Origin of the sequence: Treponema sp. OMZ 840 (assembly GCF_050937815.1) — a bacterium.
Taxonomy (GTDB): domain Bacteria; phylum Spirochaetota; class Spirochaetia; order Treponematales; family Treponemataceae; genus Treponema_C.
In genome coordinates, this window is sequence record NZ_JACDIJ010000001.1 from 193,207 (window position 1) to 214,030 (window position 20,824).

At 45.6% G+C, this 20,824-nt stretch carries 18 protein-coding genes; 8 read left to right on the plus strand and 10 right to left on the minus strand.

What is annotated here, in order from left to right:
* The first annotated feature begins 25 nt into the window (after window positions 1-25).
* From H0R92_RS00975 to H0R92_RS01010, 8 genes are read left to right on the plus strand one after another with little or no spacing between them, the layout of a single operon-like run.
* Complete coding sequence (locus H0R92_RS00975) at window positions 26-910, plus strand: alpha-1,2-fucosyltransferase (protein WP_432960244.1); 885 nt, start codon at window positions 26-28, stop codon at window positions 908-910.
* 56 nt (window positions 911-966) lie between these two features.
* Window positions 967-1,857, plus strand: a complete 891-nt coding sequence (locus H0R92_RS00980; RefSeq protein WP_432960246.1) for a LicD family protein — start codon at window positions 967-969, stop codon at window positions 1,855-1,857.
* Window positions 1,838-2,986 carry a glycosyltransferase family 1 protein gene (locus H0R92_RS00985; protein WP_432960248.1) on the plus strand — a complete coding sequence of 383 codons (1,149 nt, stop codon included), beginning with the start codon at window positions 1,838-1,840 and terminating at the stop codon, window positions 2,984-2,986. Before H0R92_RS00980 ends, H0R92_RS00985 begins: the two co-directional genes overlap by 20 nt.
* A gap of 44 nt (window positions 2,987-3,030) precedes the next feature.
* Window positions 3,031-4,470: an undecaprenyl-phosphate galactose phosphotransferase WbaP gene (wbaP, locus tag H0R92_RS00990; protein ID WP_432960249.1), complete on the plus strand. Its 1,440-nt coding sequence runs from the start codon at window positions 3,031-3,033 to the stop codon at window positions 4,468-4,470.
* Between the two features lie 16 nt (window positions 4,471-4,486).
* A complete protein-coding gene (gene gmd / locus H0R92_RS00995; RefSeq protein ID WP_432960251.1) occupies window positions 4,487-5,575 on the plus strand; it encodes a GDP-mannose 4,6-dehydratase in 1,089 nt (362 codons plus the stop codon).
* A gap of 15 nt (window positions 5,576-5,590) precedes the next feature.
* Window positions 5,591-6,544 (plus strand): GDP-L-fucose synthase family protein, encoded by a 954-nt coding sequence (locus H0R92_RS01000; RefSeq protein ID WP_432960253.1) that lies wholly within the window; start codon window positions 5,591-5,593, stop codon window positions 6,542-6,544.
* A gap of 33 nt (window positions 6,545-6,577) precedes the next feature.
* Window positions 6,578-8,119 (plus strand): hypothetical protein, encoded by a 1,542-nt coding sequence (locus H0R92_RS01005; RefSeq protein ID WP_432960255.1) that lies wholly within the window; start codon window positions 6,578-6,580, stop codon window positions 8,117-8,119.
* Window positions 8,120-8,131: 12 nt separating this feature from the next.
* Complete coding sequence (locus H0R92_RS01010) at window positions 8,132-9,928, plus strand: hypothetical protein (protein ID WP_432960257.1); 1,797 nt, start codon at window positions 8,132-8,134, stop codon at window positions 9,926-9,928.
* 1 nt (window position 9,929) lies between these two features.
* On the opposite strand, the gene H0R92_RS01015 is transcribed toward H0R92_RS01010, so the two are convergent.
* The 10 genes from H0R92_RS01015 to H0R92_RS01060 form a co-directional block, all read right to left on the minus strand.
* On the minus strand, window positions 9,930-11,030 hold the full coding sequence (locus H0R92_RS01015) for a hypothetical protein (RefSeq protein ID WP_432960259.1): 1,101 nt from the start codon (window positions 11,028-11,030) through the stop codon (window positions 9,930-9,932).
* Window positions 11,027-12,148 (minus strand): (E)-4-hydroxy-3-methylbut-2-enyl-diphosphate synthase, encoded by a 1,122-nt coding sequence (gene ispG, locus H0R92_RS01020; RefSeq protein ID WP_432960261.1) that lies wholly within the window; start codon window positions 12,146-12,148, stop codon window positions 11,027-11,029. Before ispG ends, H0R92_RS01015 begins: the two co-directional genes overlap by 4 nt.
* A gap of 23 nt (window positions 12,149-12,171) precedes the next feature.
* On the minus strand, window positions 12,172-12,600 hold the full coding sequence (locus H0R92_RS01025) for a V-type ATP synthase subunit K (RefSeq protein ID WP_432960263.1): 429 nt from the start codon (window positions 12,598-12,600) through the stop codon (window positions 12,172-12,174).
* A gap of 160 nt (window positions 12,601-12,760) precedes the next feature.
* A complete protein-coding gene (locus H0R92_RS01030) occupies window positions 12,761-14,674 on the minus strand; it encodes a V-type ATP synthase subunit I (protein ID WP_432960265.1) in 1,914 nt (637 codons plus the stop codon).
* Window positions 14,671-15,312, minus strand: a complete 642-nt coding sequence (locus H0R92_RS01035) for a V-type ATP synthase subunit D (protein WP_428771780.1) — start codon at window positions 15,310-15,312, stop codon at window positions 14,671-14,673. The genes H0R92_RS01030 and H0R92_RS01035 overlap by 4 nt, the downstream gene beginning before the upstream one ends.
* A 3-nt stretch (window positions 15,313-15,315) precedes the next feature.
* Window positions 15,316-16,611 (minus strand): V-type ATP synthase subunit B, encoded by a 1,296-nt coding sequence (locus H0R92_RS01040; protein ID WP_428771778.1) that lies wholly within the window; start codon window positions 16,609-16,611, stop codon window positions 15,316-15,318.
* Window positions 16,611-18,380: a V-type ATP synthase subunit A gene (locus H0R92_RS01045; RefSeq protein WP_432960267.1), complete on the minus strand. Its 1,770-nt coding sequence runs from the start codon at window positions 18,378-18,380 to the stop codon at window positions 16,611-16,613. Before H0R92_RS01045 ends, H0R92_RS01040 begins: the two co-directional genes overlap by 1 nt.
* Window positions 18,377-18,919 carry a hypothetical protein gene (locus tag H0R92_RS01050; RefSeq protein ID WP_432960269.1) on the minus strand — a complete coding sequence of 181 codons (543 nt, stop codon included), beginning with the start codon at window positions 18,917-18,919 and terminating at the stop codon, window positions 18,377-18,379. The genes H0R92_RS01045 and H0R92_RS01050 overlap by 4 nt, the downstream gene beginning before the upstream one ends.
* Complete coding sequence (locus tag H0R92_RS01055) at window positions 18,919-19,548, minus strand: V-type ATP synthase subunit E (protein ID WP_432960270.1); 630 nt, start codon at window positions 19,546-19,548, stop codon at window positions 18,919-18,921. The genes H0R92_RS01050 and H0R92_RS01055 overlap by 1 nt, the downstream gene beginning before the upstream one ends.
* 52 nt (window positions 19,549-19,600) lie before the next feature.
* Window positions 19,601-20,665 carry an aldose epimerase family protein gene (locus tag H0R92_RS01060; protein ID WP_432960272.1) on the minus strand — a complete coding sequence of 355 codons (1,065 nt, stop codon included), beginning with the start codon at window positions 20,663-20,665 and terminating at the stop codon, window positions 19,601-19,603.
* Window positions 20,666-20,824 lie beyond the last annotated feature (159 nt).

The following is a 20,824-nucleotide window of genomic DNA, read 5'->3' on the forward strand; positions in this document are numbered from 1 at the left end:
AATATCGGGCGGCTTGGGAAACCAAATGTTTTGCTATGCCTTCGCCCTCGCTCTGCAACATGCAGGCCATGAAGTTTTTGCCGATACAAGCTTGTATAACACAAAGACAATCCGAAACGGTATCGATTTTTGCCACAACGGCTTGGAAATTGAACGTTTGTTCGGCGTTAAAATTGCCGAAGCGGACAGGGCTGATGTGCGCCGATTATCGGTTTCGTCCTCAGGTTTGATTAACCGCATACGGCGAAAATATTTTACGCCGAAAAGCCATTATATCGATACTCTTTTTGCATATACGGGCGAACTTTTTCAAGATACGGCCGACCGCTATCTTGAAGGATATTGGCAAACCGAAAAGTATTTTTTACCCATAGCAGCCGATATCCGTTCGGCTTTTACGTTTCGCCCGCCCCTATCGGAACAGTCGGCAGCACTCAAAACCGAAATTCGCTCATATGCCGAAAACGGCCTCGCTTGCGCCTCGGTTCACGTGCGGCGCGGCGATTATTTGGCGACAAAAACCCTTCATGTGTGTACGGAACACTATTATAATAATGCCATTGCCCGCGTTTTAGAAAACCATCCCGTTTCCGCCTTTTATGTTTTTTCAGACGATATAGCCTGGTGCCGCGAACATCTAAACTTTTGCGGTACAAATGCCGTTTTTATCGATTGGAATACAAAAACCGACAGCTGGCAGGATATGGCATTGATGAGCTTATGCCGCTTTAATATCATCGCAAACAGCTCGTTCAGCTGGTGGGCGGCATGGCTTAACGACAATCCGGACAAAAAAATCATAGCGCCTGCGGTGTGGAATCGCCGCGAATTGGAATACAAAGATTCTTATTACAAATACGATTATTCGGATATAGTACCCGAAAGTTGGATACGCATCCCCATCGATTAAAGATAAACGGGCGACTGTTGCCGCTTAAAAAATTGCCGCCCCTAAAGAGGAAAGTTATGAACGATTTTTCACATATTCCGGAAAACCGCCTCAGCGCCGCAGATACCCTCCGGCAAGCCCAGCTTGTAATGCTGCGCGAATTGCGCGTTTTCGATGAAATTTGTAAAAAACACGGGCTGCGTTATTGGCTTGATGCCGGAACGCTTTTAGGTGCGGTTCGCCACGGCGGCTTTATTCCCTGGGACGACGATATCGACGTTATGATGCCGATTGAAGATTATAAGCGGTTTTGCACCCTTGCGCAAAAAGAGCTCCCCTTCGATATGTTTTTTCAAACCTCACAAACCGATCCCGAACACGACATACAATGGGCAAAAATCCGCGACCGCTTCAGTTATATGGACGATCCGGGAGGTCCTTATAATTATAATCAGGGCATCCCCATCGATATTTTTCCCGCATACGAACATACGGAACGCGAATCTAAAAACCGCAATATCTTCATTTTATTTTCAGACGAAAATAAAAGGCTTAAAATTTCAAAGCGTAATTCGCGCAAAAGAAACATGTACTTGTTTTTTTGGAAAACCGTCCACTTTATAATAAAACCCCTTGTATGCCTGCCGTTTATACGCAAAAAAATACAAAAATGGGGACAAAAAGGCACAAAGGGATTTTGCTACAGCTTGGAGCAGCCCTGGTTTCATTTTTTCCCGCTCGACTGCGTTTTACCCCTTTCGACAGTAAGGTTTGAAAACCATGAATTTTATGCTCCGCACAATGTAAACGAATATTTAACGATTTGCTACGGAAATTGGCAAAAAATCCCGCCGCCTGAAAAACGCGACAAACACGGCGTCCTCGGTATTCATCCGACCGATGCGGGACCTCGCCCCGATAAAAACAGTTTAAAATGGGAAGATTATTATGGAAAAAAAACACAATAAAGTCCAAACCGATAAGCCCATACGGGTAGCTCAAATTATAGGAAAGGCGGTTATAAGCGGGGTCGATTCGGTGGTTATGAATTATTACCGCAATATAGATAAAAGCCGCGTTCAATTCGATTTTTTTATGGACGGCTATAACCCGACTCTTATCGACGAAGAAATCCTTGACTTGGGCGGCCGCATCATAAAACTGCACCCTTATGAGCAATCAATGTATAAAAATATGAGTGAATGCCGCAAAGCCTTTGAAAAAAGCCGCTATACGATTGTCCATTCTCATTTAAATACCTTAAGCGTTTTTCCCCTCTTTGCGGCATGGCAGGCAAAAGTTCCCGTGCGCATAGCACACAATCACAGTACGACAAGCCGCGGCGAGTTTAAACGCAATCTTATGAAGCAGGCGCTGCGCCCTTTTTCAAAAACCTTCGCCACCCACTATGCCGCTTGCGGCGAAACTCCTGCACGCTGGCTGTTCGGTTCGAAGGCGGTGCGGGAGCATAAAGTTCGTTTAATAAAAAACGCCGTAGATACATCGCGCTTTTACCCCGATACGGCTGCGGCACAGCGCATACGAAAAGAATTCGGCTTGGAAAAGCGTTTTATAATCGGTCATGTCGGCCGCTTTGTATTTCCGAAAAATCACGAATTGATTGTAAAGGTATTTGCCGAAGTCTATAGGCAAAATCCGAATGCCGCCCTTGTTTTAGTCGGAACCGGAGAGCTTGAAAACGAAACGCGCGCCCTTGTAAAAAAACTCGGTATCGAACAAGCCGTATTTTTTACCGGTTTACGCCGCGATATCCCCGATTTTTTAAATGCTTTCGACGTGTTTTTTTTACCGAGCCGGTATGAAGGAATGCCCGTTGTAGGAATGGAAGCCCAAGCGGTAGGTCTTCCCTGCCTCATGAGCGATGCCGTTCCCGTCGATACAGCCGTTACCCCTCTGGTTGAGTTTTTCCCCTTGAACGCGGGTGTAAAAGAATGGGCGCGTAAAATTTTAAGTTATGAAAATCGGAGAAAAATGACTTTTCCCGATTTAATGCGCGATTCCGGCTTTGAAATACGTTCGGCAGCCGAAAATTTATGCCGTTGGTATGAAGATTTGCAAAAAGGTGCCGCCCATTAAAAAATCTCTTTGCTTCTTTTAAAAGAATATGATAAAATAAAGCTATGACGGCATTAGATTTCCCAAATAGCTTTAAAAAACGTTTTAATCATACAAGTTCTTTTTCAACCGGCACAACTTTTATGATTTTCGATTGTATCGGCGTTATGTTGTGTGTCGGCGCGGCTTTTTTTACGGTAAACGCCGTAGATAAAACACTCATCAGATTCCGCGATTTTGTGGACTATTGGGTATACCTTCCCGCCTTTGCCGCAGCCTTTTTTGCCGCACGGCTTTATCCGGGCATTATGCTCCAGCCTGCCGAAGAAGTACGGCGTTTTACCCTTACATCGTTTTTTTGTTTTACCGGTATCGCCCTTTCAATAGCGGTCGAAACCGACGGCCGTGAAGCACTGAGCGTCGCTTTGTTTTTGGCCGTTCCTTTTGCAGCCTTTATACTTCCGCTTATGCGCGAAGCGGTGCGTACTTTTTTTTGCCGCTTTAATTGGTGGGGAATTCCGGTTGTCATATATGCTTCCGAAAAAAACAAACATATTATAACCGACCGTCTTTTAAATAAACATTCTTTCGGCTATAAACCGGCGGCAATCATCAGCTCGGACGCAGCCGGATATTCCGAATATAAAACCGTTCCCGTTTTTCCGTATTCGGAGGAAATCGAAAAATCCGTACATGCATGTAAAATTACAACGGCAATCGTTATGGAAGAGTCCGAACGGTTACGTGTAAAAACGCCGCTTAATTCCCTGCTATCCGAATACCGCTACATCATTACAATACCTTACAGTCAAAGCTTGAAATTCGTTTCCCTGTCGGTGCGCGATTTCGGCGGCATCCTCGGTTTTTCCGCTTCAAACCGTCTGACACGAATGTTAAACCTCTTTTTTAAACGCTGCATCGACTTGGCTCTTTTACTTATATTTTCCCCGCTCATTGTTCCCCTGATTTTACTTATTTCCATTCTCGTAAAATGTACGTCAAAGGGGCCTATTTTTTACGGCCATAAGCGTATCGGAAAAAACGGTAAACAAATAACCACATGGAAATTCCGCTCGATGGTTATGGATGCCGACAAACGCTTAAAAGAATTGCTCGAAAAAAATCCCGCCTTAAAACGCGAATGGGAAGAAAATCAAAAACTGGAACACGATCCGCGTATTACCGGTATCGGAAAATTGCTGCGCAAAACCAGTCTTGACGAATTACCGCAGTTTTTTAATATCTTAATCGGACAAATGAGCTTTGTCGGACCGCGGCCTGTTGTCGAAGCCGAACGGAAAAAATACGGCGACAAATTCGATTATATTTTTTCGGTTACGCCCGGCCTTTCGGGAATGTGGCAAATTTCGGGACGCTCTTCAACCGGCTATGACGAACGTATTATGCTCGATACCTTTTATATTCAAAACTGGTCGATTTGGCTCGACATTTGGATAATTTTACAAACCTTTGTCGTCGTTGTTACGGGTAAAGGAGCCTACTAGTTTTATAAGGAACAATATGGCACATAAAAAAATTGCCCTTATTACGGGCATAACCGGTCAAGACGGTTCTTTTTTGGCGGAATTTTTACTTGACAAGGGGTATGAAGTACACGGTATTATACGGCGCTCATCCTCCTTTAACACAGGACGAATCGAACACTTGTATATCGACGATTTAATTGAAGACATGCACAAAAAACGGCGTGTACATTTGCATTACGGCGATATGACCGATTCCATGAGCATTACACGCCTTATACGGGAAATATCGCCGAGCGAAATATATAACCTCGCCGCCCAATCACACGTAAAAGTTTCTTTTGAAGTGCCCGAATTTACGGCTGAAGCGGACGGAGTGGGCGTATTGCGTATACTTGAAGCAGTGCGTTTTTTGGGACTTGAAAATACATGCCGTATATACCAAGCTTCCACTTCGGAACTGTACGGCCGGGTGCAGGAAATTCCGCAAAAAGAAACAACCCCCTTTTACCCGCGCTCGCCCTATGCCGCTGCAAAACTGTATGCGTATTGGATTATAAAAAATTACCGGGAAAGTTACGGCATATTTGCGTCAAACGGAATTTTATTCAATCACGAATCCGAGCGGCGCGGTGAAACCTTTGTTACGCGGAAAATAACCTTAGGTGCTTGCCGGATTGCACACGGATACCAAAAAAAGCTATATTTGGGCAATTTGGACGCTTTGCGCGATTGGGGCTATGCAAAAGATTATGTCGAATGCATGTGGCTTATGCTGCAGCATAAAGAAGCCGACGACTTTGTTATCGCTACCGGAGAACAATATTCCGTGCGCGATTTTTGTTTGCGCGCTTTTAAAGAAGCCGGTTTGGAATTGGAATTCCGCGGCGAAGGCATAGACGAAAAAGGGTATTGTAAAAAAACGGGACAAGTTTTAGTCGAAGTGGATCCGAAATACTTCCGCGCCGCTGAAGTTGAAACCTTATTAGGCGATCCGTCAAAGGCAAAAAATGTGTTGGGATGGAATCCGCGAAAAACATCGTTCGACGAATTGATTAAAATAATGGTAGCGCACGATATGGATTTTGTCGTACGCGATCGGCAATCCCGTACCGGAAAAAAATAAAAAACGGACGCTGTTATGGAAAAAAACGCAAAAATATATGTGGCAGGGCACCGCGGTTTGGCGGGTTCTGCAATTGTACGTAAACTTCAAAGCGAAGGATATACGAATATAATTGTGCGCTCTCATGCCGAATTGGATTTGTGCAATCAAAGCCGTACAAACGATTTTTTTGCCTCCGAAAAACCCGATTACGTTTTTTTAGCGGCAGCCCGTGTCGGCGGTATCGGCGCAAATTCAATCCTCCCCGCCCCCTTTATTTACGAAAATACGATGATAGGGTTTAATGTCGTTGAAGCGGCACGGAAAAACGGCGTAAAAAAACTGCTCAATTTGGGATCGTCGTGCATATATCCCAAGTTTGCCCCTCAGCCGCTAAAAGAAGAATATCTTTTAACGGGAGCCTTGGAGCCGACAAATGACGCCTATGCCCTTGCCAAAATCGGCGTAATAAAACTGTGTGCAAAATACAACAGCCAATACGGTACAAACTTTTTGTCCCTTATGCCGACCAATTTATACGGTCCCGGCGACAATTATAACATTGAAACTTCCCACGTCCTTCCCGCCCTGATCGCCAAATTTCACAACGCAAAAGCATCCGGAACCGACAGCGTTTGTTTGTGGGGAGACGGAAGTCCCGAACGCGAATTTTTATACAGTGAAGATCTTGCCGATGCGGCCCTCTATCTTATGCAGCACTACAGTGCTTGCGATATAGGGGAATTTATCAATGTGGGAAGCGGAACCGACTTATCGATAAAAGAATTGGCCGAAATTGTACGTTCTGCCGTATATGCGGATACAAAGGGACGCAGCTGTAAAATCGAGTGGGATACGTCAAAACCGAACGGTACCCCCAAAAAGCTTTTGGATGTATCGCGTTTGTCCGCCCTCGGCTGGAAAGCAAAAACACCGCTTAGAACCGGCATTGCATTGACATATAAGCACTTTCTATCGGAACATATCTAGCTTTTTTTTAAAATGCCTGTTATACTCATACCCATGTATTCAATACGTTTTTATAAAATTCGGCGGATTTTTGCTGTTATTATATATATGTCGGCCTTGTGTTTATATGCGGAGCAGTATCACATACGTTCGGTAGCGTATGATATTCAGGGAATAACGCGCCAGTACCCCCTTTCAAAAGTCGTCAATATAGATACCGCAAAGGTTTTTACAAGCCGCTCCGAATTGGATTCATATTTAAATGAAAAGCTGATTCAATTAAAAAATCAGCGGGTGTTGGAAGAAGCATTTATTATACCCTCATACGGAAGCGAAAACGATGAAGGTATTATTCCCGTCGATTTGCTAATAAAAACAAAGGATACATGGAATATTATTGCTTTGCCGTATCCGAAATACGATTCGAACAGCGGCTTTGTCTTTAAAATCAAAATAAAAGATTATAATTTTTTCGGTACAATGCGGACTTTAAACGGCGACATATCGTATAAATACGAAACTGCCGACACGCCGCAGCACAATATCGGAACCTCCGTTTCGTTCGATATTCCCTTTAAACTCGGAATTGCCGATGCGAATTGGGCAAACAGTTTCGGCATAAATTATATAATCGGAAAATCATCCCCGAATATAGATTTTTCAACGGGTGTCAGTTTCGACATACCCTTATACAAAATCATAAATCTTAATTTTTCAATAGCTCAGTCGGTAAAATATAACCCCGATTACAAAGCCGACGGAGATGCCTTTTATCTTGCCGAATCCGTTAATATGGGCCTGCCCATTACCTTATTAAAAACCGAAAAATGGGGGAATCTGCTATGGACTCCGTCCGCTTCGATAACTTGGAATTGGGATCCTTTTGACATAAGTAAAAGCGGGGACGGCATTAATCGTTCCGATTTAAAAGGACCCGATATACAATTAAAACACGGCTTCGGTATGCAAAAAATAGACTGGATAGGCAATTTCAGACGAGGCTTTGCCTATACCGTATCTCAAAATCTTTCATACGACACTTTTTTTAAAACATATACAACTTCGTTTTCAATGCATGCCGAATATTACCGCGCATTCGAGCGTGTAGGCTTTGCCGGCCGTGCATACTTATTTAAAAATTTCGGCGTAACTTCGGAAGAAGGCTCACGTATACGCGGTGTCCGCGATAAAAACATCAATACGGATTCGGCATTGCTGATTAATATAGACGTTCCTATAAAAGTTTTACAAACCGATTGGGTGGGCTGGGGTTTACCGGCATGGACAAAATGGATTGACTTTGAAATGCAAATTTCCCCCTTTGCGGACATAGCAGTCGGCAATAATGAAGCGGCGGGAACTCAGTATAATATAAAAGACGGCTGGTATGCCGCCGGTTTTGAAATTATCGGTTTCCCGAATAAAATGCGAAGCATACAAGGACGCATAAGTTTCGGAATCGATACGGTGCGTTTTGCGCAAAAAGCCGGCAAAAAAATCGGTTTTGTAGACAAGGCGGTGAATAAACTTTTCAATACATCATGGCGGACAGGTTCATGGTATGAATTGTCTATCGGTATAGGCTTACATTACTAAAGGATTAAACATATGCGACACTTACTATATTCAAAAAAAATAATAATTATATGCTTTTTTTTGTCCCTGCTTTGTTACGGATTTGCACAGCAAAATATATCCGTTCCTTTAGAAGATCCCGTATATGCAATGCTTGACTATGCAATGATCCGCGGTTATTGCGAAACAATGCACAATTCGCGCCCCTATACGCTTAAAACCGTTTTGGATTTACTGAATCAAATACTCGACAATTCCGAGTCGTTGCCGAAAGAAAAAACGCTTGCACGGGAAACCTTGGAACGTTTAACCCCTAAATCGGTCGGCCTCCCCTTGAAACAAAAATCGCCCGCATCCGTTTTGCTAAAAAACGGGTCCTATACGTGGGAAAGTACCGCCAAACTTCCCGTTCGCATACATATAGGCGGCTCATGGGAGTCGAGTTTTAACACCAACTTTAATTCCCCCGATCTTTCCTCTATACACTGGTTTGATATGTATATAAAAGGCGATATCGGCAATAATTTTTCCTACAATGTAAATGCAGGCATGGGAATTATGAAATTGGATATTGCGCCCGCTTCAAGCGGAGAAGCCGATTCACATGCGCCTAATACCTTCAGCCAAAGTTGGGACGGGTATCAGTATCTGATGCAAAACCTCGCTACCTTTGACGGTTTATCCAACTCGCCTGCTGCCGGTATCCGCCTTCTGCCGGAATTTGCAGTACGTTTATGGGACGGAAAAGCCGGAATCAATTTTTCACGTATGAGGCGCGATTGGGGAACGGGCGACGGCAATTTAATATTATCAAAAACCGCTCGTCCCTTTGCCGCCGTTGATGTATACATACGGCCGTTTCCGTGGATTTCTCTTTCCGCCCTTACCGGTTCGTTGGAATATTTTAATTCAAAAGGGATTCAGTCTTCCGCAAAAGAATTCCAAAACAATATCAGTGCCTTTATGGCCGAACTTTTTATAAAAGATATAGCATATATCGGTTTTACGTCTTCTGCCGTGTGGGTAAAACGTTTTGAACTGGGCTACCTGAATCCCGGAATGATTCCCTTTTTTTATCAAAACATGATAGGTGATTTTGATAATTTGCAATTGGGATTTGCAGTCGGCTTTAACATTCCTAAATATGCAAAACTATATTATAATCTCTTTATAGACGAAGCTATACTGAACGATGATAATTTTTTCCATAATCCGCGTGCAAGTATGTTGATTTGGCAAACCGGATCAAAACTTACGATACCGGAAATACCTTTTACAACCTTTTTATTTCAGTACACAAAAATAGAACGGTATATGTATACGCATCCGCTTGAAAATGTTCCCGGCTATAACACGCCGATGAATACAAGTTATATCAATCACGGAGAACCGCTCGGCTATAAACTTAAGCCGAATTCCGACGAACTGAAAATCACGGTGCAAACACTGCCCTTTTGGTATTTGAACATACAGGGTTTTTACACCTTGGTTCACCACGGTGTAGACTACGGTTCAAAAAAGATTCCGGGAAGTTCATACGGAGCGGGCTACAAAGAAATGTGGACTCCTGAGGCCGATGCAAATCCGACCCTGTATCGATATAAGGATTTTCTTAAAGACGGCGTATATGAGTGGATACATTCTTTGGGTATATCTGCCGACTTAAATCTGCGCTTTGTAAAAGATATACCCTTAAAACTTCGAATGGGCTATACGCTTTCCTATACACATCATACGGAATTCGTCAACGGAAAATTTATGCAAGAACGAACCGGAGAGTACAAAAACCGCTTCGGAAACTATCTGAGCTTGTCTATAAAAGTATACTGATTTATAGTTCTTTTTGAGCCAACACTTTCCACATTCGCTGCGGACTTTCTTGTGAAACGGCTTTAAATATATCGGATGCAAAAGCGGTATGGCCGAGTTTTTTCGATATTTTTCCAAGCAAATAAAAACCTTCCCACAGTTTATTTTTTTCGGCCCATTCGTTTATATCGGGATAGGTTTGTATTTTATGCAATAAATCAATTACGGTAGTATAGGTATAGTCCATATTGCGCGATTTAATAATATTGTCGGCGCGGCTTAAAGCCGTCAAACAAAACAATAAGGCGGTTTCAAAAGCTTTTTCATTTAAATCGAAAGAGTCGTAATATGCGGTAAGCTGAAACCATACATACAGCGTATGATAATTATCGTTTCGGTATAATAAAAACAGCTTATCGGCATTCATTCCGCGCCGTACCGCCGAATCGACCGCTTTTAAAAAGCCTGAAGAAACCCCGTCCGTTTTATATCTGTCGTCACGGGAAGCAAGAAGCAGTAAAGCGGATTCATATCTTTCATTGTCGCCCGTTAATCTATATAAATCGGCCATATCGGCAAGTATATCGAATTGAATATCGGGTATATCAAGATATTTTCTGTTTTTATATGCGGACGAATAAAATTCTTCGGACAGCGCATACTCGCCTTCAATCATATATAATTTACCCAATAAAAAATCGGCTTCCGGATACGCCATATTTTTTATATATGCGCTAAAATTTGTAATGGAATAATTAAAATCCTGAAACGAAAACCGGATAAGTTTTGATTCGATAATGCGCACCGCATCGACATTATTCCGCTCACGAAGTACGTTAAGAACGGATTCCATATCGTCTCCGGCTTTTAACAAACCGGGCTGAGCAAGTGCATAATCGATTGTAGAAACGGCCCAATCTTTTTCTTCTTTCCATTGCTCCTTTGCATTTTCTACAAGACGAAAAGCGGTGCCGAAATCTCTGTCATTAAAAGCATCATAGGCTTGTTCCAAAGAATACCAAGACGCATCGTCAAAGCCCCTGTCGGGATCCAAATATTGGGCATAGAGGCTTACGCCTACACATATAAAACAAGCACAACATGCAAAAATGTGTTTTTTCACAAAGATTTTAATTCCTCACTAAATGCAATATCGGCATTTTTGTTAAGAAGATTGAGGTCTTTATGCCGTATAGTCCGCACGGTTTTTCCCTTTTTAAATATCACAACCGAATCTCCCGCTCCGGTAATGCCGATGTCCGCGTGTTTCCCCTCCCCGCGTCCGTTTACGACACAGCCCATAACGGCAACCGTTATATCCTTATCCATCGACAACAGTTTATGCTGCCATCGCTCTATAAAACCGTGCACGTCGAAACCGTTTCTTCCGCAGCGCGGACAAGACACGATTTTAACGCCTCCTGTCGATAAACCGCAGGCGCTCAGTATTTCGCGGGCGGCTATAACCTCGTCTTCGGGAGAAGCCGAAAGGCTGACGCGGATTGTAGCTCCGATACTTTCTTTTAAAAGATGAGAAAAAGCAAGGGTGCTTTTTACAATACCGCCGATAAGAGGGCCTGCTTCGGTAACGCCGACGTGTAAGGGTACGAGCGGACATTGTTTCGCAAAGGCTTCGTTTGCTTCTATCGTTTCTTTTACATCGGATGCTTTAAGGGATACAAGATAATTTTCAAACTTCAGCTTTTCAAAAACTTCGGCTTCCCGTATTGCGGTAAGGGCAAGACCTTCGGCGCGGGAAATCTCTTTTGCTTCGACCCGCTTTGCAATATCGGACGGGAAACTTCCTGCATTAACGCCGATTCTGATTGCCCTTCCCTTTTCGCGGCATGCGTCGACAACGGCTTTTACCCGCTCTTTACTGCCGATATTGCCCGGATTAATGCGGATTTTTGCCACATTACCTTCAAGACAGCGAAGGGCAAGACGCCAATCAAAGTGAATATCGGCGACAAGGGGCATGGTACAGTGTTCGGCAATGAGGCACAGAGCTTCGGCGCTTTCTATATCGGGAACGGCAAAGCGTAAAAGGCGGCAGCCTAAGCTGCTCAAAGCTTCAATTTTGTCTAAAAGCGAAAAAAGGGCACGCTCGTCGGTTAATACCGGAACGATACCCTCTTTCCACATAGTTTGTATTGCAACCGGAAAAACGCCGCCGAGCTTAAGTTCGGCGGTCCGGCCCGCACCGCCTATGCATACGGTACGGGTTTTAATCGTATTCATCTATCTATCGGCTGCCGGTTGTGTTATGCCAACACCATAAAGGAGAAAACCATGGCAAACAAGGCGACACTCTCCGCCAAACCGACTACCGTAAGATATTGCACAAAACCTTTTCCCGTTTCTCCCAAAGCATCGGCACCGGCAGCTCCGGCCTTACCTTGGAATACGGCGGATGCGGCCATTGCAAGTCCCGAAAACAAACCGAGTGCCAAAAGGAACATGCCGTCTTTTACATCGGCGGCCTTAATCATAGACCGCATAAGCAAAAGGCCGTAAATGGTTTGCGTAAGCGGAGCGCCTGCAAAGGCTACCAAAATAAAGGGGGCCGGCTTATTATTTACATAACACCGTTTCCATGCACCGATTGCCGACTGGCCGGCGATACCGATACCGATTGCAGAACCCGTTGCTGCAATACCGAGAACACATGCTGCTCCGAACAATCCGATCATAAATATCTCCTTAAAACTCCGCTCCGGCCGAAAAGCACCGAAAGCGGGGCATATCCGTCATTCGACGGTAAAAACAAATTTTAAGCGGCACACGGCCGCCTTATGCTGAGCCGGCAATCTTGCCCGAATGCCGCACAAACGGCAGGCAAGGCGCCGCGCGTCATTCTTTAAAGGGCTTGTATTTAAAGCCCGCCCAAACCATTCCCAAGTGGTTTGAAAACTCCAAAGTATTCAAACGCACACCGTGAACGATAACCGAAAGCATGTTTAAAATCAGGTTTAAGCCGTGCCCGAATACCAAAAGCAAAATACCGGCAAAGATGATAAAGCCGCCGAGCATGGGGCCGGCCATCGTATTGACGGTTGACGAAATCGCAGCTCCTGCCAAGCCGACCGCCCACAAACGTATGTACGACACAATGTCCGAAAATACGTTTACAACACCGAGCAAAACCGAAATCAGGTTTTTTAAACTGCTTAAAATCGATTCTTTTATGCTTCCTTCGTAACTTGAAAACACAAAGCTCAAGGCAAAACCGCCGCCCACCAAAAGCGCAACCGGATACAATATCGGGTAGCCCGAAAGAGAAGCTATAGGAACCGGCGCATCGAAGGGAAAGCGCTGATTGTCGACAACCATGTTCAATACAACGTAAAACATTCCCCAAAGCATAAAAAGAGCGCCTAAATCGCCGACAGCTTTCAAAGAACGTATATTGCGCACAATGCTTTTGATGTGAGCAATGCTCAAGTGAAACAGAGCCAGGCAAAAACAAAAGATTTGCAGGTTTTGTACAACCCAGCGGTTATTCGCTTCGGATTGGGCGGCATAGGCGCTCGAAAAAGGTTCAAACGCGAGCGACACCAAGGCGGGCGGAAGTTTTTCATGCGGAATACCGAACCAGCTGCACGTAAGCGTTCCCCACACAAGGGTTGCCGCTCCCAAAATAAACAGGAGTCCCGCTTCGCTCTTCGGTTTTTTGCCCTTTGCAAAACCGATAAAGGTTATCACAAGGGAAAGCACAACCATTAAAGAGCCGTAACCGGCATCGCCGAAAATCATGCCGAAAAACACGGCAAAAAACAATAAAAACCAGCCGGATATATCGTATTCGCGGTAACCGGGAACCACATCCAAAAAGTCCGATAAGGGATAGATGAGGCTGACCAGTTTATTGTTTTTAAGCTTTGTCGGAACCGCATCTTCTTCGGCAGGATCGGCGGCAACAAGGGCCCACTGCTCTTTTTGAGCGGCGGCTTGCAGTTTTGCAAGGTCGGAAGCGGGAATATAGCCGGTAAGCCAAGCCAAAGCATGAGAGCCTTCTTCATCGCGTTCCATACCCGAATTGAGGTTTTCAAACTCCAGTGCTTTTTCCGCCGTATCGACAGCGTTTTTAAGCGCTTCGGTATACACCGCAGCCGAAGCGATTTTTTCGGCTTTTTGCTTTTTTTCGGCACTTAAATTTTCGATTTCTTCGGCAAGCTTTTTTGTCGAAACGTGAGGAAGCGGCACCGCGTAAGCTTCGGGCGGCAGGGCAGCTTTGTCGGAAGCGCTTTGTGCTTCATCACCGTCTTTTTCTATCAATAAAAAGCGCGTAATGTTTTTATCGCGGTTTACAAAGATTGTTTTAATATTTTCGCTTAAGGACGAGTATTTATCCGTTGCGATTTCGTATAATGAAAGCACAATGTTTTTGCCCTGCAAAAAAGCCAAATCGTCGGTATCGACGCCGCCCCAACGCTCAAGGCGTTCAAGTTCGGCTTTTGCCGAATGAATTTTCTCTTCCATATCCTTGATTTCGGCATTCCACGCGGTAATTTCGGCCGCCTTTGCGGAAGCTTCTTCAAAAGAAAGCGGCTTTTGGGCATTTTTTAAGTCTTTGCGCTTTATTTCGGATACGAGCGCGTAGGCATTTTGCAGTTTTTCAAAATTATTTTTATACTCGTTAAAGGTTTCTCCTCTGCCCTCCACTTCTTCAATGTGGACAAGGCCCAATTTGCGCAGTTTTTGTAAAGCTTTTTTACGTTCCGCATCGAGGACTACCAGGGATATTTTTTTCATAGGTACAATCATTGTGCATCTCCCTTAGCAGCGCGCGCCGCCTTTTCTTTTTCGGCGGCAATTTCCAAATTCTTTTTGGAAATCTTACCGCGCACAACGGCGGCAACCTGCTGGTCGCCCAAATAAACGGTAATAGCCTTAATATTCGCCTTTGTTTCGGGAATCTTTACCTTTTCAAACAGGTTGACGCGCTGGGTTGTTGTCCTCAATTCGCGGGTTAAAAGGCGAACCTGTTCTTCCAACACGTCAGCTTCCAAATCCAAGGATAAAGCCTGTTCCATTTTAAGGGAAGCAAGGTCTATCCACAAAGGCTCGGCATATAAATCGTAATCGCCGCGTGAAAAATCCGCACCCTCGTAGATCGGAATAACGACACCGGCAATATTGCCCGTCGATTTTCGGATATTGCGGACGGTTACCGTATCCTTTTTAAAAACTTCGCTTTCGCCGAAGACGGCTATCCAGGCTTCAAATTCCGCATCCAGTGCTTTACGCTTGCTGCGCACTTCTTTAGCACGCGCATCTATGGTACGGATTTCGGTTTGAAGCTGCTGTTTTTTTAAAGTCAGGGTCGGAAGATAGCGCTGATACATTTTCAGCGCATCTTTTTGAGCCTTTAATTCGTTTTTAGTCAGCTTAATTGCAGCCATTATTTACGCCTCGCGCCAGTATTTTGCAATCAATTCGGACTTTATACCCGTTTCTTCGCTCTTAAAGCAGGAGGCGAGAATCTTCCAGCCCATATCGAGGGCGCTTTCAAGCGGAACGTTGATGGACAAGTCCATCATTTCTTTTTCGAACATAGCCCCGTATTTTAAAAGCTTTTCGTCCCATTCGGACATCATAAAGCCCATCGATTTTTTTTCGAGGGTGTCTTTGTACGATGCATACAGGCGGATCATACTGTCCATAAGGGTGCGGTGGTCGTCGCGGGTTTTATTGTTGACGTTTTGCTTTAAGCGCGACAAACTTCCGAAAGGCTCGATACGGCCGCCCTTTAAATAATACTGGCCTTCGGTAATGTAGCCGGTATTGTCGGGAACCGGGTGGGTCACGTCGTCTCCGGGCATGGTCGTAACCGCCAAAATCGTAACCGAACCGGCCGAATCAAAGTCGACCGCTTTTTCGTAGCGCGCGGCAAGCTGGCTGTACAAATCGCCCGGATAACCGCGGTTTGACGGAACCTGTTCCTGAGTGATGGCGATTTCTTTCATCGAGTCGGCAAAGTTCGTCATATCGGTTAAAAGAACGAGAACGTCCTTTCCCTGAAGGGCGAACTGCTCGGCGACGGCAAGCGACATATCGGGGATTTTCAAACATTCAACCGTCGGGTCGGCGGCGGTGTGAACGAACATAACGGTGCGGCTTAAAGCGCCTCCGTTTTCAAGTTCGCTTTTAAAGTACAGATAATCGTCGTACTTTAAGCCCATGCCGCCCAAAACGATAACGTCTACTTCGGCCTGCATAGCTATGCGCGCCAAAAGCTGGTTATAGGGTTCGCCCGATATACTGAAAATCGGCAGTTTTTGAGATACGACGAGTGAGTTGAATACGTCGATCATCGGAATACCCGTTCGGATCATGCGGCGCGCCATAATACGCTTTGAGGGGTTAACCGAAGGACCGCCGATTTCGACGAGGTTTTCATGAAGGGCCGGCCCCTTATCGCGCGGGTCGCCGGAACCGTCGAAAATGCGTCCCAAAAGGTTTTCCGAAAAGCTTACCTGCATTTCATGACCCAAAAAGCGGATTTGATCTCCCGTGGAAACGCCGCGTCCGCCTGCAAAAACCTGTAAAGAAACGGTATCGCCTGCAATACGGGTTACTTCGGCTAACGAAGTACCGAACGAGGTTTCGATTTCGGCAAGCTCTCCGTTTTTTACGCCTTCGGCACGGACAGTGATAACGCTTCCGTTGATTGATTCTATTTTACTGTATACCTTATTCATTATTCACCGTCCTTAAGCAAAGCCTGAGCTTCGGCAACGAGTTTTCCCGACATCGAATCATACAGGGATTCAATATCTTTTTCTTTTTCTTTGAATTCGGCGCTTTGCCACAGCGTATAGTTCCAGTCGATAAACTGCTGGCGCAATCGGTTAAAGAAAGAGCGCGCTTCGTCTTTTCCGGGAAGGTTAAAGTCCGAACCGAGCACGCGCAGCAAAAGCTTAAACACGTAGGTTTGGCGTTCAACTTCGGCGGAAGAATCGACTTCGTCGAATGAGTTTTGCTGGAAGTATACGGCGTCTAAAAAGTCGGCCTTTAAATACTCGATAAAGTCTGCCAAACTCGTACCTTCTTCACCGACAACCTTCATCATCGCTTCAACATCGGTACCGCGCTTAAACATGCGGCGGGCAAAGTTTACCCAGTCTTCGCGGATAACGCTTGTATATTTCGACCACGAATCCAAGGGATTGATGGCAGGATATTTACGCGCATCGGATCTTTCGCGCGACAAGCCGTGGAAGGAACCGACAACCTTCAGCGTAGCCTGCGTTACCGGCTCTTCAAAGTTACCGCCCGCAGGAGAAACGGTACCGCCGATGGTTACCGAACCGGTTGAACCGTCGGAAAGGCGGACAATACCTGCGCGCTCGTAAAAGGCCGCGATGTAGGATTCCAAGTATGCGGGGAATGCTTCTTCGCCCGGTATTTCTTCCAAGCGGCCGGACATTTCGCGCAAAGCCTGTGCCCAGCGGCTCGTAGAGTCTGCCAAAAGCAATACGTGTAAGCCCATTTGGCGGTAGTATTCGGCCAGCGTAACGCCCGTGTATACGGAAGCTTCGCGCGCGGCAACCGGCATGGACGAAGTATTGCAAATGATGATGGTACGTTCCATAAGGGAGCGTCCCGTGCGGGGGTCGGTTAATTCGGGAAATTCTTTTAAGATTTCTACAACTTCACCGGCTCTCTCGCCGCAAGCGGCGACGATAACGATATCGACGTCGGCGTTACGGCTCGTGGTATGCTGTAAAACGGTTTTACCCGCACCGAAGGGGCCGGGGATACAATAGGTTCCGCCCTTTGCAACGGGGAAAAAGGTGTCGATAAGGCGGATTTTGGTTACCATTGTTTGTTCGGGCTTAAGACGCTCCGCATAGCAGTCGATAGCGCGCTTTACCGGCCAGTTAAAGCTCATTGTGATGGAATGGTCTTTTCCCTTGCTGTCGGTTAAAACGGCGATTTCGTCTTTTAAGCGCTTTTGTCCTGCATTGATAACCGACTTTACCGTATAGGTGTCGTTCATATAAAAGGGCACCATGATTTTATGCATAAAGGGGCCTTCGGGAACCGTTCCTACAGGGTCTCCCTTGCGCACGGTTGCGCCGGCTTTTACCGTCGGCGTAAAATCCCACAAAGTTTCGTCGGGAAGGGCGTCCAAATAAATACCGCGCTCCAAAAAGAAACCGGCTTGCTCTGCAAGCTGGGGCAGCGGGTTTTGCAAACCGTCGAATACCTGCCCTAAAAGGCCCGGTCCCAATTCAACCGAAAGCATATCGCCGGTAAACGTTACCTCGTCCCCGGTTTGAATGCCCTTGGTCATTTCAAATACCTGCATTTGGGCCTGATCTCCCCGTATGCGGATAACTTCGCTTTTAAGGCTTTTGCCTGCGACCTTTACATAGCCGACTTCGTTCAGCGCGACGATTCCGTCAAACTGTACGCTTATCATGTTACCGTTGACGCCGATAACCTTTCCTTTTGTATCCGTCATGTTGCTTCTCCAAGAATTCTGTCGTAAATGGCGCGGTATGCGTTCATTCCGGCCTCTGTATTAAACTTCTTTATGCGAACCGCAAGTTTCAGTTTTAATGCGTAATAAAAAAACGAATCGACGGAAAATCCGTCTATCGGACGCAGGGTTTCCAAAACGGCGGCTCTTTCCGTATTTAAAAATTCTTCGGCTTCCAGCGGGCTTGCCATACCGGATGCGGTGCGGGCAATTTGCACAATGTCGGCAGGAAGACTTTGGGCGTTTACGGAAAATTCCTTTTTAAGTTTTGCAGCCCTCACCTGTACAAGGGCATAGCGCAAAGAACGTTCCCAATCATACCATGCATCCACAAAGGCCGAGCCTGTCGGCTTTTGCACGCGCGGCGGTTCAAGCGAAAGCGATTTTAAAATTTTTACGGATCCTTCGTCCAAACAGCGCGTACATAAATCGGTAAAATAGTCTTCCGTAATCGGCAAAGCCGAAGCGGCGTTAATTGAAAAAGCCGGAAGCTGCGCCGCAAGATAATAGCGGCTGCTCACTATCGGCTTCCTTCCGCAGCAGATGCCGCATTTTTAAGAATTTGCGCGGTACGCTCATTGAGATAGGCGGCAAAAAGATTTGCAACGGCTTCAGCCGAAAAATCGTAATATGCGCGGCCGTCCTTGGTACCGATACGGAATCCTGAGCTCAGGTTTGCATCCGTTTTTATTTCAAGCCCCTTGGCAATGTGGTCTTTTAATGCGCTCATAAAACCGCTTTCCAAAGCTTTGCGGTCTTTTTCGCTCAACAGTACGGAAATCCCGTCCGAATCGCTTCGGGACGTCCATGCTTTTACCGTTTCGGGAATTAAGGTTTTCAGCATATCCGCAGAATAGGCTTTTTCGGTTTCGGTTTTTATAAAAGCGTCAAGCTGAGCGTTTATGCCGTCGCGGAAGGCAATCAAAACGTTGCGGCTTGCCTGACTGACCGCATCGATACTCGCTTTTTCAAGCCGTTCGGTTTCGGTTTTTGCATTTTTTATAATGCCGGAAGCCTTATTTTCGGCTTCGGCAATAACGGCGGCAGCCTTTTTTTCCGCTTGTGCAATAATATCCGCTGCCGCCGCTTCTGCGGAAGCAACTCCGTCTTTTTTGATTTTGTCGATCAACTCTTGTAATTGGACGTCCATAGAACCCCTCGTAAAATAGCTTTATATAGAATAACGTTTTGCCAAAAATAAATCAACCGCCGATAAGGCCGAATTTGTGTACCGTGCGGCTTTCATACACCGTTCCCGCCTTTACGACAGCGGAAGGAAAATCGCTTCGGTTCGGCGAATCGGGAAAAGCTTCGGTTTCAAGGCAAAAGCCTGCGTGTTTTTTATAGGGTAAACCGTTTTTGCCGGAGGCGACGTTTAAAAAGTTTCCCGTATAAAACTGAACGCCGGGACAGTCGGTGTACACGCTCATCATGCGGCCGCTTACGCTTTCTTCAACTTCGGCGCATAAAAACAGGCCCTTTGCCGCCCCTTCGGTATAGTTTTTTTGCGTTTTATCGATACAAAAACAGTGGTCGTAGCCGCCGCCGGCTTTTTTTATATCCTGACCGACTGTTTTAAATGCGCGGAAATCGAAGGGTGTTTTTTCGACCGGTGTTTTTTTAAGCGGAATCAAATCGGAATTGACGGGTAGATACGAGTCCGCATGTATGCGCATACGGTGAGATAAAATATCGGGCGCCCCCTCCCCTGCCAAATTATAATAGGAATGATTTGTAAGGCACACAACCGTATCTTTTTTTGCGGCGGCCTTGTAGCGGAAAATCAATTCGTTCGTTTTTGTAAGCGCGTATTCGACTTCGATTTTAAGCTTACCCGGAAAGCCCTGCTCCCCGTCGCAGGAAGTACGGGAAAAGCGCACTCCTATTTCATCGTTTTTTCGAAATGCCTTCGAATCCCATACCATACGGTTATAACCGTGAAAGCCGCCGTGCAAACAGGCAGTCCCGTCGTTTGCGTCCAAGCGGTATTCGGTTCCGTTTAAAGAAAAGCGGGCGTTTGCGATACGGTTTGCATAGCGTCCGACACAGGAGCCGAAATAGGTATTTATATCGTTTATATAGCCTTCAATAGTGGAATAGCCGAGTACAATATCTTCAAGTTTCCCCTGTTTATCGGGCACAAAGAGGCTTGTGATAATGCAGCCGTAATCGGTTACCGAAAAGGCCATTGAAGTATTGCTTAAGGTATACAGGGTAAGTTTTGTTCCGTCGGACAAAACACCGAAACGGCGTTTTTTGATTTTCATGGAATATAGTATATCACATTGTACCGAAAATGGAAAGTCTTTTTATTATGCCGCATAACCGTAAGCCGCCAGAGCGTAGGCTCTTACCGGAACCGCTTCAATAGAGCAATAAAATAAACGGCAGTGCTGACAAATCCCGTATATTGATATATACTGTCG

Coding starts and splice junctions, on each gene's coding strand:
- H0R92_RS01060 (WP_432960272.1), bottom strand. CDS start 20,665: ATGAAAATCAAAAAACGCCGTTTCGGTGTTTTGTCCGACGGAACAAAA.
- H0R92_RS00975 (WP_432960244.1), top strand. CDS start 26: ATGTTTTGCTATGCCTTCGCCCTCGCTCTGCAACATGCAGGCCATGAA.
- H0R92_RS01005 (WP_432960255.1), top strand. CDS start 6,578: ATGTATTCAATACGTTTTTATAAAATTCGGCGGATTTTTGCTGTTATT.
- H0R92_RS01025 (WP_432960263.1), bottom strand. CDS start 12,600: ATGATCGGATTGTTCGGAGCAGCATGTGTTCTCGGTATTGCAGCAACG.
- H0R92_RS01040 (WP_428771778.1), bottom strand. CDS start 16,611: ATGAATAAGGTATACAGTAAAATAGAATCAATCAACGGAAGCGTTATC.
- H0R92_RS01030 (WP_432960265.1), bottom strand. CDS start 14,674: ATGATTGTACCTATGAAAAAAATATCCCTGGTAGTCCTCGATGCGGAA.
- ispG (WP_432960261.1), bottom strand. CDS start 12,148: ATGAATACGATTAAAACCCGTACCGTATGCATAGGCGGTGCGGGCCGG.
- wbaP (WP_432960249.1), top strand. CDS start 3,031: ATGACGGCATTAGATTTCCCAAATAGCTTTAAAAAACGTTTTAATCAT.
- H0R92_RS00985 (WP_432960248.1), top strand. CDS start 1,838: ATGGAAAAAAAACACAATAAAGTCCAAACCGATAAGCCCATACGGGTA.
- H0R92_RS00980 (WP_432960246.1), top strand. CDS start 967: ATGAACGATTTTTCACATATTCCGGAAAACCGCCTCAGCGCCGCAGAT.
- H0R92_RS01045 (WP_432960267.1), bottom strand. CDS start 18,380: ATGACGGATACAAAAGGAAAGGTTATCGGCGTCAACGGTAACATGATA.
- H0R92_RS01035 (WP_428771780.1), bottom strand. CDS start 15,312: ATGGCTGCAATTAAGCTGACTAAAAACGAATTAAAGGCTCAAAAAGAT.
- H0R92_RS01055 (WP_432960270.1), bottom strand. CDS start 19,548: ATGGACGTCCAATTACAAGAGTTGATCGACAAAATCAAAAAAGACGGA.
- gmd (WP_432960251.1), top strand. CDS start 4,487: ATGGCACATAAAAAAATTGCCCTTATTACGGGCATAACCGGTCAAGAC.
- H0R92_RS01010 (WP_432960257.1), top strand. CDS start 8,132: ATGCGACACTTACTATATTCAAAAAAAATAATAATTATATGCTTTTTT.
- H0R92_RS01000 (WP_432960253.1), top strand. CDS start 5,591: ATGGAAAAAAACGCAAAAATATATGTGGCAGGGCACCGCGGTTTGGCG.